16 protein-coding genes are annotated in these 13,928 nt (G+C 62.9%); 13 read left to right on the top strand and 3 right to left on the bottom strand.

Features of this window, described 5'->3' with window-relative positions; genetic code table 11:
• Positions 1-180: 180 nt before the first annotated feature.
• The 6 genes from cobA to N1937_RS12105 all read left to right on the top strand — a co-directional run bounded on the left by cobA (position 181) and on the right by N1937_RS12105 (position 5,443).
• Complete coding sequence (gene cobA / locus N1937_RS12130) at positions 181-1,020, top strand: uroporphyrinogen-III C-methyltransferase (RefSeq protein ID WP_260058928.1); 840 nt, start codon at positions 181-183, stop codon at positions 1,018-1,020.
• Entirely contained in the window at positions 1,017-2,324 is a 1,308-nt protein-coding gene (locus N1937_RS12125) for a cobyrinate a,c-diamide synthase (protein ID WP_260058927.1), read from the top strand. Before cobA ends, N1937_RS12125 begins: the two co-directional genes overlap by 4 nt.
• A complete protein-coding gene (locus tag N1937_RS12120; protein ID WP_170255688.1) occupies positions 2,321-3,385 on the top strand; it encodes a threonine-phosphate decarboxylase in 1,065 nt (354 codons plus the stop codon). The genes N1937_RS12125 and N1937_RS12120 overlap by 4 nt, the downstream gene beginning before the upstream one ends.
• On the top strand, positions 3,382-4,362 hold the full coding sequence (gene cbiB, locus N1937_RS12115; protein ID WP_260058926.1) for an adenosylcobinamide-phosphate synthase CbiB: 981 nt from the start codon (positions 3,382-3,384) through the stop codon (positions 4,360-4,362). Before N1937_RS12120 ends, cbiB begins: the two co-directional genes overlap by 4 nt.
• Positions 4,363-4,661: 299 nt before the next feature.
• Positions 4,662-4,862 (top strand): ECs_2282 family putative zinc-binding protein, encoded by a 201-nt coding sequence (locus N1937_RS12110; RefSeq protein WP_260058924.1) that lies wholly within the window; start codon positions 4,662-4,664, stop codon positions 4,860-4,862.
• 149 nt (positions 4,863-5,011) lie between these two features.
• Positions 5,012-5,443 (top strand): L,D-transpeptidase, encoded by a 432-nt coding sequence (locus N1937_RS12105; RefSeq protein WP_222294671.1) that lies wholly within the window; start codon positions 5,012-5,014, stop codon positions 5,441-5,443.
• A gap of 44 nt (positions 5,444-5,487) precedes the next feature.
• Here the strand turns inward: N1937_RS12105 and N1937_RS12100 are convergent, their stop codons facing one another.
• The gene (locus tag N1937_RS12100; protein WP_260058923.1) at positions 5,488-6,210 is read right to left on the bottom strand and encodes a Crp/Fnr family transcriptional regulator; all 723 of its coding nucleotides are present in this window, start codon (positions 6,208-6,210) and stop codon (positions 5,488-5,490) included.
• A 409-nt stretch (positions 6,211-6,619) separates the two neighbouring features.
• Here N1937_RS12100 and N1937_RS12095 point away from each other — a divergent pair, with 409 nt between their 5' ends.
• The 7 genes from N1937_RS12095 (at position 6,620) to N1937_RS12065 (ending at position 13,086) form a co-directional block, all read left to right on the top strand.
• Positions 6,620-6,898 carry an acyl carrier protein gene (locus N1937_RS12095; protein ID WP_003540486.1) on the top strand — a complete coding sequence of 93 codons (279 nt, stop codon included), beginning with the start codon at positions 6,620-6,622 and terminating at the stop codon, positions 6,896-6,898.
• Positions 6,899-7,102: 204 nt separating this feature from the next.
• On the top strand, positions 7,103-7,585 hold the full coding sequence (locus N1937_RS12090; RefSeq protein ID WP_260058921.1) for a 3-hydroxyacyl-ACP dehydratase FabZ family protein: 483 nt from the start codon (positions 7,103-7,105) through the stop codon (positions 7,583-7,585).
• On the top strand, positions 7,582-8,787 hold the full coding sequence (locus tag N1937_RS12085) for a beta-ketoacyl-ACP synthase (RefSeq protein ID WP_179038883.1): 1,206 nt from the start codon (positions 7,582-7,584) through the stop codon (positions 8,785-8,787). Before N1937_RS12090 ends, N1937_RS12085 begins: the two co-directional genes overlap by 4 nt.
• Positions 8,788-8,799: 12 nt before the next feature.
• Positions 8,800-10,086 carry a beta-ketoacyl-ACP synthase gene (locus tag N1937_RS12080; RefSeq protein WP_260058918.1) on the top strand — a complete coding sequence of 429 codons (1,287 nt, stop codon included), beginning with the start codon at positions 8,800-8,802 and terminating at the stop codon, positions 10,084-10,086.
• Positions 10,087-10,143: 57 nt separating this feature from the next.
• Entirely contained in the window at positions 10,144-11,172 is a 1,029-nt protein-coding gene (locus N1937_RS12075) for a zinc-binding dehydrogenase (protein WP_138390969.1), read from the top strand.
• Positions 11,173-11,176: 4 nt separating this feature from the next.
• Positions 11,177-12,112 carry a lipid A biosynthesis lauroyl acyltransferase gene (locus N1937_RS12070; RefSeq protein ID WP_260058917.1) on the top strand — a complete coding sequence of 312 codons (936 nt, stop codon included), beginning with the start codon at positions 11,177-11,179 and terminating at the stop codon, positions 12,110-12,112.
• Between the two features lie 257 nt (positions 12,113-12,369).
• The gene (locus tag N1937_RS12065) at positions 12,370-13,086 is read left to right on the top strand and encodes a PAS domain-containing protein (RefSeq protein WP_260058916.1); all 717 of its coding nucleotides are present in this window, start codon (positions 12,370-12,372) and stop codon (positions 13,084-13,086) included.
• A gap of 55 nt (positions 13,087-13,141) precedes the next feature.
• On the opposite strand, the gene N1937_RS12060 is transcribed toward N1937_RS12065, so the two are convergent.
• Together N1937_RS12060 and N1937_RS12055 are read right to left on the bottom strand one after the other, a co-directional pair.
• Positions 13,142-13,504, bottom strand: a complete 363-nt coding sequence (locus tag N1937_RS12060; RefSeq protein ID WP_017964658.1) for a VOC family protein — start codon at positions 13,502-13,504, stop codon at positions 13,142-13,144.
• Positions 13,505-13,903, bottom strand: coding sequence for an SRPBCC family protein (locus N1937_RS12055; protein WP_260058913.1), 399 nt, complete (start codon positions 13,901-13,903; stop codon positions 13,505-13,507).
• Positions 13,904-13,928: the final 25 nt, after the last annotated feature.

The following is a 13,928-nucleotide window of genomic DNA, read 5'->3' as shown; positions in this document are numbered from 1 at the left end:
GGAGAGCCGGCGGCATCGCGCCGGCTTTCGATATATGATAATATATTCATATTGTTGTGCGGGTTTTTCGAGAATTCGAATCCGCCTCTTCGCAAAGTGAGTCATATCAATCTCAGCAACTTCAAGTGAGGTGATGGGCGCGGCGTTGACCTTGCCCTTTGCGGGGCCTAGATCAGCAGAATGATCGATGCCGCATTCTCCCATCTTCCGGCGCTGGAGCCGGGCAGCGTCTGGCTCGTCGGCGCCGGTCCCGGCGATCCCGGCCTTTTGACGCTGCTAGCCGCCAAGGGGCTTTCCGAGGCCGACGTCATCGTCCACGATGCGCTGGTCAACGAGGAATGCCTGGCGCTGGCGCGGCCGGAAACGCTGGTGGAATATGCCGGTAAACGCGGCGGCAAGCCTTCGGCGAAACAGCGCGATATCTCGTTGCGGCTTGTGGAACTGGCGCGCGCCGGCAAGCGGGTGCTGCGGCTGAAGGGCGGCGATCCCTTCGTTTTCGGCCGCGGCGGCGAAGAGGCGCTGACGCTGGTCGAGCACAACGTTCCTTTCCGCATCGTGCCCGGCATCACCGCCGGCATCGGCGGGCTTGCCTATGCCGGCATCCCGGTGACGCATCGCGACATCAACCATGCCGTGACCTTCCTCACCGGCCATGATTCCTCCGGCATCGTGCCTGACCGGATCAACTGGGAGGCAATCGCCCGTGGCTCACCCGTCATCGTCATGTACATGGCGATGAAGCATATCGCCGAGATCAGCGCCCGCCTGATGGCCGCCGGCCGGCCGCCATCAGAACCCGTCGCCTTCGTCTGCAATGCCGCCACTGGCCGGCAGCAGGTGCTGGAGACGACGCTTGGAGAGGCGACCGAGGCCGTTGCTGTCTCCGGGCTGGAGCCGCCGGCGGTGGTCGTCGTCGGCGAGGTGGTGCGGCTGAGGGCCTCGCTCGACTGGCTCGGCGCACTCGCTGGACAGCGGCTGCAGCCCGATCCGTTTCGCCGGTCCGGCAAGGTGCGGGCATGAGCGGCCTCCTGATCGCAGCCCCTTCCTCCGGCGCAGGCAAGACGACGGTAACGCTCGGGTTGCTCCGAGCGCTTCGCCGGCGCGGCATTGCGGTCGCGCCCGGCAAAGCCGGCCCCGACTATATCGATCCCGCCTTCCATGCGGCGGCGAGCGGCACGCTCTGCCTGAATTTCGACCCATGGGCGATGCGTGGGGAATTGATCTCGGCCAATGCCGCGCTTCACCGCTCCGGCGACCGCATCCTCGTCATCGAGGCGATGATGGGGCTTTTCGACGGAGCCGCCGACGGAAGGGGAACTGCGGCCGACCTTGCCGCTCAGCTCGGGCTTTCGGTGGTGTTGGTCGTCGACGCCTCGCGCATGTCGCAGTCGGTGGCGCCGCTGGTTTCCGGTTTTGCCGGTTTCCGTGCCGATGTCCGCGTCGCCGGCGTCATCCTCAACAAGGTCGGCAGCGGCCGCCACGAAGCGATGCTGCGACAGGCGCTGGAGGCTATCCGCATGCCCGTCATCGCCGTCATCGGCAGCGACAAAGGGCTTTCTTTGCCGGAGCGCCATCTCGGGCTGGTCCAGGCCGGCGAACATGCTACGCTCGACGCTTTCATCGACCATGCGGCGGATGCGGTCTCCGAGGAATGCAATTTCGAATTCCTGCTGCGCATTGCAAAGCAGGGGCTCAACCGGCCATCGGCCGCCAATATCGACCGGCTACCGCCGCTGGGCGCACGCATCGCCGTGGCCCGCGATGTCGCCTTTGCCTTTTCCTATGAGCATATGCTGCTCGGCTGGCGCCGCCGGGGTGCTGCGATCTCTTTTTTCTCGCCGCTCGCCGACGAGGCGCCGGCTGGCGATGCCGATGCGATCTATCTGCCCGGCGGTTATCCCGAGCTGCATGCCGGACGGCTGGCAGAGGCGCAGAATTTCCGCGCCGGCATGCTCGATGCGGCAGCGCGCGACATCCGGATCTACGGCGAGTGCGGCGGCTACATGGTGCTCGGCGACGGGTTGATCGATGCGGAGAGCAAGCGCCATCAGATGCTCGGCCTGCTGCCCGTCGTCACCAGCTATGCGGAGCGAAAGCGCCATCTCGGCTATCGCCGAGTTGTGCCGCTCGACGGCGCCTTCTTCGCACGGATGATGACGGCCCATGAATTCCACTATTCCAGCGTCGTCTCAGAGGGCGAGGGCAAGCGGCTGTTTCAGGTACAGGATGCGCTCGGAACCGATCTCGGCATGGCCGGGCTGCGGCGCGAGCAGGTGGCGGGCTCTTACATGCATCTGATCGACCTTGCCGGAGCCTCCGCATGAGCGCACCGATCGCCCATGGCGGCGGCATCACCGCCGCTGCCGCCGCCTTCGGCGGCAGGCCGGAAGACTGGCTCGATCTTTCCACAGGCATCAATCCGTGCCCCGTCGCGCTGCCTGACATTCCGGCGCGAGCCTGGCACCGCCTGCCGGACCGGCACCTCATCGATGAGGCAAGGCGCGCGGCGCGCGACCACTACGGCAGCGGCGAGATTCTGCCGCTGCCAGTGCCCGGCACACAATCGGTGATCCAGCTTCTGCCACGCCTGGTCGAGGCGGGCAGGCTGGTTGGCGTCGCGGATGAGCAAGTCGATGTGACGGACAACAGGATCGCCGTGACGGACGATAGGATCGCCGTGGTATCGCCAACCTATGGCGAGTATGCGCGCGCCTTCACCTCGGGCGGCTTTACCGTCGACGCTGTCGATAATCTCGCCGCGATCGGGATCGAGCATAGGCTGGCCGTCGTTGTCAATCCGAACAATCCTGACGGACGGGTATGGCCGGCCGAAACACTGATTGCTCTGCACGACAGGATGAAGGCAGCAGGCGGGCTTCTCGTCGTCGATGAAGCCTTCGGTGATACGGATCCAGCGCTCAGTCTTGCATCCCGTGCGCCGCAGCTTACCAATCTCATCATCTTCCGCTCCTTTGGCAAGTTCTTTGGACTTGCCGGCCTCCGGCTCGGCTTTGCGATTGCGCGCGGCGATATTCTCGCGCGTTTCGAAGACTGGCTCGGACCTTGGGCGGTCTCCGGACCGGCCCTTTCGATTGCCGGTTCGCTGCTGCGATCGGACGTTTCGGCTATCCGCAGCCGCATCAATGAACGTTGCACCGGCCAGCATGCGGTGCTGAAGGGCGGGGGGGTGCGGATGGCTGGAGGAACGGCACTCTTCACCCTTGTCGCCGATGCGAGAGCCGGCGACATTTACATGCATCTCTGCCGCCATCATATTCTCGTCCGCAAGTTCGAGTATGCGCCGAATTGGCTGCGTTTCGGGCTGACTCCCGATCCGGCGGCAGACAGGCGGCTTGGCGAAGCCCTTCAGAGATTTGAGCGATGACGATCGACGAAAACCTTCTCGTACTGCTTCTGGCGCTGCTGCTCGACCGGATCGTCGGCGATCCGCAATGGCTGTGGTCGCGGATGCCGCATCCCGTCGTCGTCTTCGGCGCGGCGATCTCCTATGCCGACCGGCAGCTCAACCCAGCAAGCCTCACGAGCTCGCAACGCCGAATGAACGGTATCGCCGCCATCCTGGCGCTGCTTCTTTTGACGGTGGCCGCAGGCTTTGTGTTCAACCGGTTCTTCGCGCTGTTCGGCCTTGTCGGCGTCTTGCTGGAGACCGGGCTGGTGGCGATCTTCCTGGCGCAGAAAAGCCTTGCCGATCACGTCGCGGCCGTTGCCCTCGCGCTGCGCGACGAGGGGCTTGCCGGCGGGCGGGCCGCCGTCTCCCGCGTCGTCGGACGCGATCCCGAGACGCTGGACGAGCCAGCCGTCTGCCGCGCGGCGATCGAAAGCCTCGCCGAGAATTTCTCCGACGGCGTCGTTGCGCCGGCGCTCTGGTATGCCGTCTTCGGCCTGCCGGGGCTCTTCGCCTACAAGATGCTGAACACGGCGGATTCGATGATCGGCCATAAGTCGGAAAAATACATCGACTTCGGCTGGGCTGCCGCCCGGCTCGACGACGTCGCCAACTGGCCGGCCGCGCGCCTCTCCATCCTGCTGATTGCCGCCGGCGCCTGGATCCGGCGGGGAACAAGCGCCGGCCGTGAGGCGATCCGCGTGGCAATGCGCGACGGGGCCTTGCACCGCTCGCCAAACTCCGGCCGGCCGGAGGCGGCCATGGCGGGCGCGCTGAACGTCCAACTGGCCGGGCCGCGCATCTATGGCGGCGTCATCGTGCGCGAACCGATGATCAACGACGCCGGCCGCGACATGGCGACGTCGGGCGACATCGAGGACGGCGTATCGGTGTTTTATGCCAGCTGCATGGTGCTTGCGGGCATTACGTTCGGGCTGTTTCTGTGTTTTCTGTAGGGTCGTGCCGTGCATACGGGATGTAGGGTGTGCCGTGGTACCCCCCTCTGCCCTGCCGGGCATCTCCCCCACAGGTGGGGAGATCACAAGTGGCTTGAACTTCGTGCCCCTTTACGGTTTCGCCCTGCTGTGACACCAGTTGTTTGGGGAAGCCGGTGCGTCCAGCCAATCTCCCCACCTGTGGGGGAGATGCCCGGCAGGGCAGAGGGGGGCTCACACGGCACGCTCCCCGGTAGACAGCTCCCACTCAAACGTTTATGCGAAACGCCTCATATCTCCATCAGACCGGAAGCAGAGCGATGACAGTTCAGGTTGAATTACCGTGCCCGAAGTGCAAGAGCACCAAGATGAAGTTCGAGCGGCCCGAGATCCGGGAGGCCGACATCATCACGTGTGCGGCCTGCGGGCATAATCTCGGCACGATGGCCTCGATCCGCGAGAAGATGAACAAGGCCTACCAAGGACTCAAGAAGCCTTCGGCGGCGCGCAAACTCCAGTGAGGCAGGCGCCGCTGTCTTCCGGCGCCAGCTCCCGCTTTTTCGCTCGTTAGAATTGTGATTACCATTCGGATTAAAGCAATATAATAAGTATTGCCGTAGTCTCTCTTTCGTGAGGGCGCAATTAAGCTGCGCGAGTTCGAAGAGGGGTTATGATGAAGACGATTTTGGCGGCTGCGGCCGCAAGTTTATTGCTGCAGTTTTCTCCCGTTGCCGCTGAGGCAGCAACGCTGGTCGCCAATGTCAGCATCGGCAAGCAGATGATGACCGTTTCCGAGAACGGCTTCGTCAAGTATCGCTGGAAGGTCTCGACCGCGCGCAACGGCTATGTCACGCCAACCGGTTCGTGGAGCGCCAAGTGGCTGTCGCGCGATCATCGCTCGCGCAAATACGACAATGCGCCGATGCCGTTTGCGGTGTTCTTCAACGGCGGTTACGCCGTTCACGCCACCTTCGATTTGAAGCGTCTGGGTACGCCGGCCTCGCATGGCTGCGTTCGCCTGCATCCCGATAACGCCGCCCAGTTCTTCTCGCTGGCGCGACAGGCCGGCCTTGCCAATACCCGCGTCGTGATCACGCGCTGATCCCGGATCAGCGCCTGACCCCGATGTTGGCAGTTGATCCCGTTCTATGCGCTGATCATTCGCTCCAGCTCATCCATGTCGGGCACGATGATATGTCGGAAGTTCTCGATGCGAATGACGCCGCTCTTGCGCAGCCTGGTCATCTGGCGGCTGACGGTTTCGATCGTTACCCCCAGAAAATCGGCAATCTCGGCGCGGGACAGCGGCAGGTCGAAATCGGTGCTCGTGGCGGTCTGCGGTTCGGCGTGTGTGGCGATCAGGTAAAGCAGGCTTGCGACTTTCTCGCCTGCGGTGCGCCGGCCGAGGGTCAGCATCCATTCGCGCGCGGCGTCCAGCTCCTTTAGCGCCTGATCGTGCAGACTGCGCTGCAGCTCCGGCGTCTCAGATATCATCCGGTCGAGCAGGTTGCGGGGAAAGACGCAGATTTCGGCATCGGTCGCAGCCTCAGCCGACAGCGAGCTTTCACGGATGAAGGGTCTGCCGACGAAATCTGGGGCGAATTGCAGACCGACGATCTGCTGGCGCCCGTCCTGCATCACCTTGCAGAGCTTCACCACCCCGCGCACGATGTTCGAATAGAAAGAGCTTTCCGACCCTTGGGCGATGATCTCGCAGCCGGCCCCGATCTTGCGGCGCAGAGAGTGGCGGTTGAGCTCTCTCAATTGACCGCTCGACAGGGCGCCGCAGACGGCGCCGTGCCGCGCCTGGCAGGAAGCGCAAGCGACGGGAGTGCCGGTCTCGAAAGGCTCGCTGCGGGCAATATCCATGTCCTGATCCCTTTTGAAATCTCGTACGGCTGGCACGACTGGCGCGTCCGGCATCGCCAGCATGCCCCAGCGCCGCTTGAGGATTATCAATTTTGCCAGGATCGCTGTTTGATCTAGATCAAAGCATGCCCGTCCGTGGGTTTTGTCGGGAACCGCGCTTGCCCCCGTGCGAGGGCCATCCATGGGTTTGATTCGGACGGCTTCTCCGATCTGCCGGCGGGCGGGCATTCCACAGAGGCCTCGCCTTCCGCTTCGACGCCTGTTCGGGTGACGGCAAATGCCGGCATTCCATTGCTGTTTAGGCAACACCCAGCCGGCAAATTGCCGCGACGCCGGGACGAAAGCATTGGCTTTTGAAATGGATTTGCCTATGAGGGGGTTTAAATCGTCATTTCATGAGGTACAGCGCGTGACCGCTACATTCGACAAAGTTGCCGACATTATTGCAGAAACCAGCGAGATCGACCGCGCGACGATCACGCCGGAGAGCCATACGATCGACGACCTCGGTATCGATAGCCTCGATTTCCTCGACATCGTGTTTGCGATCGACAAGGAATTCGGCATCAAGATCCCGCTCGAAAAGTGGACGCAGGAAGTCAACGAAGGCAAGGTTTCCACCGAAGAATACTTCGTGCTGAAGAACCTCTGCGCCAAGATTGACGAGCTCAAAGCAGCCAAGGCCTGAGCGACATATCAGTCTTTTTTGAACGCCCTGCCGCCCTGAATATGGCGGCCGGGCGGTTTCGTTCCTAACTAGTGCGTGCCGCCCAAAAGTGCGCAGCGGTTTTGGGACAACGGCATGCATAATAACAAAGACCTAAAGTGCGAACCAGACGCGCTTTAGGCATCACCGGCGGGCGGATCTGGCCTGTCGGGCCGGAGGATCCGAATGCTGCTGGAATATTTCCAGATGATTGACCGCGTCGAAGCGGTGGACCTGAAGAAGGGCACGCTTAAGGCGCGATCCGTCGTGCCTGCCAAGAGCCCCGTCTTCGAGGGTCATTTTCCCGGCATGCCGCTCGTTCCCGGCGTGCTCCTGATCGAGACCATGGCGCAGGCCTCCGGCATGCTGGTGCTTGCCGTCACCAATTTTGCCGCCATGCCCTTCCTGATGACGGTCGACGCCGCCAAGATGCGCACTTTCGTCGAACCGGAAGCCGTGCTCGACATTGAGGCGGTGCTCGAGCATGACGGTTCGGGTTTCGCGGTCACCAAGGCTAAGATCACCAGCGGCGGCAAGAAGGTCTGCGATGCGCAGCTGAAACTGCGCACCATGCCGTTTTCCGAGGTGCCGCTCGGCGATATCGTGAAGAAACGTGCCGGCGAGATCGGGCTTCTCGAAGCGATCGCGGCGCAGGGAGTGATTGGATGAGCAAGGCTGCAAACGACGTCGTCATCTCGGGCATCGGCATCGTCACCTGTCAGGGCGTCGGCAAGGACGCGCATATCGCGCTGCTTTCTGCCGCCAGTGCGCCGAAAGCGATCGTCGAGACCGAAAAGTTCAAGCCCTATCCGGTGCATCCGCTGCCCGAGATCGACTGGTCGCAGCAGATCGCCAAACGCGGCGACCAGCGGCAGATGGAGAACTGGCAGCGCATCGGCGTTTTCGCCGCCGGCCTTGCGCTCGACGATGCCGGTTTCAAGGATGATATCGAGGCCTGCGGCACGATGGATATGATCGTGGCGGCCGGCGGCGGCGAGCGCGATATCAATGTCGACACACTGATCGTCGATGAGGCGCTGAAGCGCAATGACCGCGAATTGCTGCTCAACGAGAAGCTGACGACCGAGCTGAGGCCGACTCTGTTCCTCGCCCAGCTTTCCAACCTGCTCGCCGGCAATATCTCGATCGTGCACAAGGTTACCGGCTCGTCGCGCACCTTCATGGGCGAGGAAGCAGCCGGCATATCCGCCGTCGAGACCGCCTTCTACCGCATCAAATCAGGCGAATCCTCGCATGCGCTTGTCGGAGGCGCCTTCGCGGCCGAGCGGCCTGATATGATCCTGCTCACCGAAGCGATCGGCGCCCATGCGCGCGGCGATTGGGTGCCGCTCTGGTCACGCAAGCCGAGCGACGGCGGCGGCATGATCACCGGTTCGGCAGGCGCCTTCCTGGTGCTCGAATCGCGCAAGCATGCTGAAGCCCGCGGCGCCCATATCTATGCCGTCATCGACGCGGTCGAGGGTGATCGCGGCAACCGCAATTCCGGCAATCTCGAAGTTCGGCTGGAGCGGCTTTTGGCACCGGCTGCCGGGCTTGCCACTGAGAGCACGGCGATCTTTTCCGGATCGACCGGCATGCATGATTTGGCGGCCCGTGAGCGGGCGGTGCTCGAACATCAATTGCCGGATGTTGCGATCCGTGGCTTCGGCGGCGTCACCGGCCATACGATCGAGACGCAGTTCACGCTGGGTCTGGCACTCGCAGCCCTTGCCGTCGATGGCAAAGCCAAGGTTCCACCTTTCGATGCCGCCCATGAGGCGCCGATGCGGGCAGGCGCCACCGCCGCCGTCGTGACCACGGTCGGACACCAGCGCGGCGAGGGCGTTGCCGTTCTTTCCGCAGATGCGTGAGGAGTGAGAGATATGACAGCTTCCGTTTATAGAGATCACCTCGGTCGTCCGATCGTGGCTGTTACCGGCATGGGCATCATCACCTCGCTCGGTCAGGGCCTCAGCGACAACTGGGCAGCGCTTTCGTCTGGCACGTCGGGCATCCACGAGATCAACCGCTTCCCGACCGAGGGCCTGTCGACGCGGATCGCCGGCACCGTCGATTTCATCGGCATTCCGGTGCCGAACGCCGTCGAGCGCTCCTATGCCTTTGCCCGCGAAACGACGATCGAGGCGCTCGCCGATGCCGGCCTTTCCGGCGATTTCAATGGCCCGCTATTCCTCGCCGCCCCGCCGATCGAGCCGGAGTGGAGCGCGCGCTTCGAACTTGCCGACCGTTCGCCGGCCTCCGACCATCCGGGTGATGCCTATGAGCGCTTCCTGACGGCGCTACGCCAACGTCCGGATCCGGCCTTCCATGAAGCAGCACTGTTCGGCGCGATTTCCGAGCGCCTTGCCGACCGGTTCGGCACCCGCGGCCTGCCCGTGACGCTGTCGACCGCCTGCGCCTCCGGCGTCACGGCGATCCAGCTCGGCATCGAGGCAATCCGCCAAGGCCGCACGGATCGCGCGCTGACGGTCGCGACCGACGGGTCGCTGAGTGCCGAAGCTCTGATCCGCTTCTCGCTGCTCTCAGCCCTTTCGACGCAGAACGATCCGCCGACCAAAGCTTCCAAGCCATTCAGCAAGGATCGTGACGGCTTCGTCATCGCCGAAGGTGCTGCGACCCTGGTGCTGGAATCGCTGGAATCAGCAGTCGCCCGCGGCGCCAAAGTGCTCGGCATCATGAAGGGCGCCGGCGACAAGGCCGACAGCTTCCACCGCACCCGGTCTTCGCCCGATGGTGGCCCGGCGATCGCGACGATCCGCGCGGCGCTTGCCGATGCCGGCCTCGACGAGAGCGGCATCGGCTACATCAATGCGCACGGCACGTCGACGCCGGAGAACGACAAGATGGAGCATGGGGCGATGTCGGCCGTCTTCGGGGAACGGATCGTCGGCATTCCGGTTTCGTCGAACAAGTCGATGATCGGCCACACGCTGACGGCGGCGGGCGCCGTCGAGGCAGTGTTCTCGCTGCAGACGATGTTGACCGGAACGCTGCCGCCGACCATCAACTACAACAACCCCGATCCTTCGATCGTTCTCGATGTCGTGCCGAACAAGAAGCGGGAAGCTCAGGTTTCAGCCGTGCTTTCCAACTCCTTCGGCTTCGGCGGGCAGAATGCCAGCCTTGTCATGGCGCTCGAACCGGCTTAAGCGGTTCCCGACAATTTTTATGACAAGAAGAACGCCTTCAAGGCGAGGGATTTTGCCATGCGCGCTTTGCAACTGATCGACGACCGCAAGCTTGAGATCACCGATCTGCCGGAACCGGATGCCCCAGGTGCCGGCGAGGTGACGCTGCGCGTCAAGGCGGTGGCGCTCAACCATATCGACGTCTGGGGCTGGCGCGGCATGGCATTTGCCAAGCGCAAGATGCCGCTCGTCATCGGTGCGGAAGCTTCCGGCGTCGTCGAAGCGATCGGACCGGGCGTGGCGAATGTGCTGCCGGGCCAGCTGGTGGCGATTTATGGCGCGCGCACCTGTGGCCTCTGCCGCCCCTGCCGCGAAGGCCGCGACAATCTCTGCGAACATGTCTCCGGCGTGCACGGCTTCCATCTTGACGGCTTTGCGCAGGAGAAGGTCAACCTGCCGGCGCGCCTCCTGGTGCCGGCCCCTCCCGGCGTCGACGCGATCGGCGCGGCGCTAGCGCCCGTCACCTTCGGCACGGTCGAGCATATGCTGTTCGACAATGCCAAGCTTGAGCCGGGTGAGACGATCCTCGTCCATGCCGGCGGCTCCGGCATCGGTACGGCGGCGATCCAGCTCGCCAAGAAGATCGGCTGCACCGTCATCACCACGGTCGGTTCGGACGATAAGATCGAGAGGGCCAAGGCGCTTGGCGCCGATCACGTCATCAACTACCGCACCGACCGTTTCGAGGGCGTGGTGCGCAAACTCACCAAGAAGAAGGGCGTCGACGTCGTCTTCGAACATGTCGGCAAGGACACCTGGGCGGGCTCGATGCTCTGCATGAAGCGCGGCGGGCGCCTCGTCACCTGCGGCTCGACCTCGGGCGTTTCCACAGAGATGAACCTGATGATGCTGTTCCAGCAGCAGCTGAAGCTCTTCGGCTCCTTCGGCTGCCGCATGGAGAACATGGCGGATGCGATGCAGAAGATGGGCCGCGGGCTCGTCCATCCCGTCATCGATACCGAGGTCAGCTTCAGCGATATCGACCGGGCGCTGGAGCGGATGGAATCGCGGCAGATCTTCGGCAAGATCATCCTGAAGATGGATTGACTGCGTGAAACTGTTCATCACCCGGATCATTCTGGCGCTCAGGAATTTCCAGCAATGGCTGGTGGCGCAGGTGATGTTCGGCTTCCTGAATTTCCTGAAGCTGTTTCCGGCCGATGGCGCGATCCGCTTCGCCGACAGGATGATGCGCCGCCTCGGCCGGCTGACCAGTCGCCACAGACTGATGCTGACCAATCTGCGCAACGCCTTCCCTGAGAAGAGCGAGGCCGAGATCGAGGAGATCGCGCTCGCCAGCTGGGGCAATATGGGCCGGCTTGCCGCCGAATACGTCTTCCTCGACCAGCTGTTCGACTATGATCCCGAAAAGTCGGAGCCGGGCAGGGTGGAGGTGTCGGGCGTCCCGATCTTCCTCGACCTGCGCGACAATCCGCGACCCTTCATCGTCTTTACCGGCCATACCGCCAATTTCGAGCTGCTGCCGGTGGCGGGTGCTGCCTTCGGGCTCACCGTGACCGTGCTCTTCCGGCCGCCGAACAATCCTTATGTCGCCAAGAAGGTGTTCGACTTCAGGAGCGCGCGCATGGGCAAGCTGGTGCCGTCGCATGCCGGCTCGTCCTTTGCGCTCGCCCGTCAGCTCGAAGCAGGACAGGGCGTGGGCGTGCTGGTCGACCAGAAATTCCGCAAGGGGCTGAAGGGCACCTTCTTCGGACGCGAGGTCAAGACCAATCCGCTGCTGCCGAAGCTGGTGCGCCAGTTCGACTGCGAGGTCTATCCGGCGCGCTGCATCCGGCTGCCGGGAAATCGCTACCGGCTGGAAATCGAGCCGCGGCTGGATATGCCGCGCGACGCCGTGGGTAATCTCGACCTGCCGGCCGCCGCCCAGTTGCTCAACGACAAGGTGGAAAGCTGGGTGCGTGAATATCCGGACCAGTGGCTCTGGTATCACGACCGTTGGCAGATCAAGCAGACGCTCGCGCCTTAGAACAGAATGATCTAAAATAATAGTTTGAGCGTGATGTCTGGCGAGAACCGCTCACACTTTCGGCGTCATGCTGCAAAAACGCCCACCCTCATTTATCAGCGGTGAAAAGCGGCAGGTGCTCTCGGATTGAAACTGAGGGCACTTCATGTTAGTCGTCACCAAGGCGCGAATAATGTCTACCGGAAGGCGCATTTTTGGGAAATGCAGCCATGTGAGGTTTCGGACTCGTCTCTTGGGACAATGGGAGTGGAGGCGTCTTGCTGGAGCTTTTTCGAGCTTTTTCCTTGCGTTGCGTGCAAATCGAGGAAGCCATACGCCAGGGCGACGACCGGCGCGTCACGGCGCTCGACCGCCATGTCGAGCCGCTGGTCGAGGCAATCCTCGCATGCCGGGCAGCCAATCTGCTCGAAGTTTACATGCAGCTGCAGTTTGTGAGCCATCTGATCAGCCAGGATGCCGACGACAGCGCCAGCGTCACGGAGCACACATCGGTGCTTTCCTATCTGCTCGACCGCTATTTCGGGGCGCATGGGCCGGACTGGCGCGTGCCTTCGCCGCAGGATGTGCGCATCGAGCCGCCGCCGGCCTATGTGCCGGATACCGATAACGGCCAGTTCCTCAACGCGGTGATCCTCGAAAGCCTGCCGGATCGCGTGGCGGTGCTGACCAGGGACTATCGCTACCTCTATTCCAATCCAGCCAACAGCACCCATCTCAACAGGAAGCCGATGGAACTCATCGGCCGCCACCTTTCCGAATTCATCGGCGAGGAGCGGTTTGCCGAATGCGCCAAGCACAAGCTCGACGCCTGTTTTGCCGGCGACCAGATCGACTATACCTATGAGCGCTCAGACAGCAGCGGCGGATCGCGGCAGGTGCGCTGTCGCATGTCGCCGCTGCGTGATGCGGGCGGCATGGTGATCGGAGCCCTGCTCGTTATGGAAGATCTCGATCGGCTGTCGCAGGCTGCCTGATCCCGGTCGGCGGCCTTAGGCAGCCTGACCAACTCGGCTGCCTTAGGCAGTCTGGTTAAGCAGCCGCCCAGACGGCGAGCTCGTAACCATCGCGGTCGAGGAAGTGGAAGCGACGGCCGCCGGGAAAATCGGTGATCGGCCGGCAGATCGTGCCGCCAGCTCTTTCGACTGAGGTCAGCACTTCTTCCAGATCATTGGCATAGACGACGACCAGCGGGCCGCCCCCCGTCCGCACCGGTCCGAAATCGGTAAAGCCTCCCTTCAGCCGGCCATCGTCGAATTCGCAATAGTTCGGGCCGTAATCCGTGAAACGCCAGCCGAAGGCCGAGCCGTAAAAGGCTTTGGCGGCAGCGATGTCGGCGACGTTGAATTCGACATAGTCGATGCGGCGGTCGTGGTTTTCTGTCTTCTCGGCCATCTATCTCTCCATCAGGGCTTTCAGCATGGCGAGATCCTTCTCGACATGGGCGGCATCGGCGGAAAACTGCGCGTCGGTCATGCCGGGCAGACGCAGCAGCGTGAACATGATCTCGCAGCCATCGCCGTTCGGCACGATGCGCAGCGCATTATAGACCCTGAGGCCGGATTCGATCGTCACCGTATGATCGATCACGCCGAATTCATTGGCAGGCACGAAGCTCACCTTGACGCTGCCAAGAGCGCCGTGGGCGATCCAGTCGGCGCCGTGCCGTTCGAGGCCGGTCGCAAGGCCGGAAGCCCAGAGCGGCATGTTCTCCGGTTTGCCGGCGAAGTCATAGACGTCGCGCCAGTCGCGCTCGATCGACAGGTGGATGATTTTCGCGGGCATTGTCGTCATCGGCTGCAGGTCCCTGTCATTTCGT

The organism is Rhizobium sp. WSM4643 (assembly GCF_025152745.1).
GTDB lineage: Bacteria > Pseudomonadota > Alphaproteobacteria > Rhizobiales > Rhizobiaceae > Rhizobium > Rhizobium leguminosarum_I.
The sequence above is the reverse complement of the archived record's forward strand: the minus strand, read 5'-3'. Positions and strand labels throughout refer to the sequence as shown.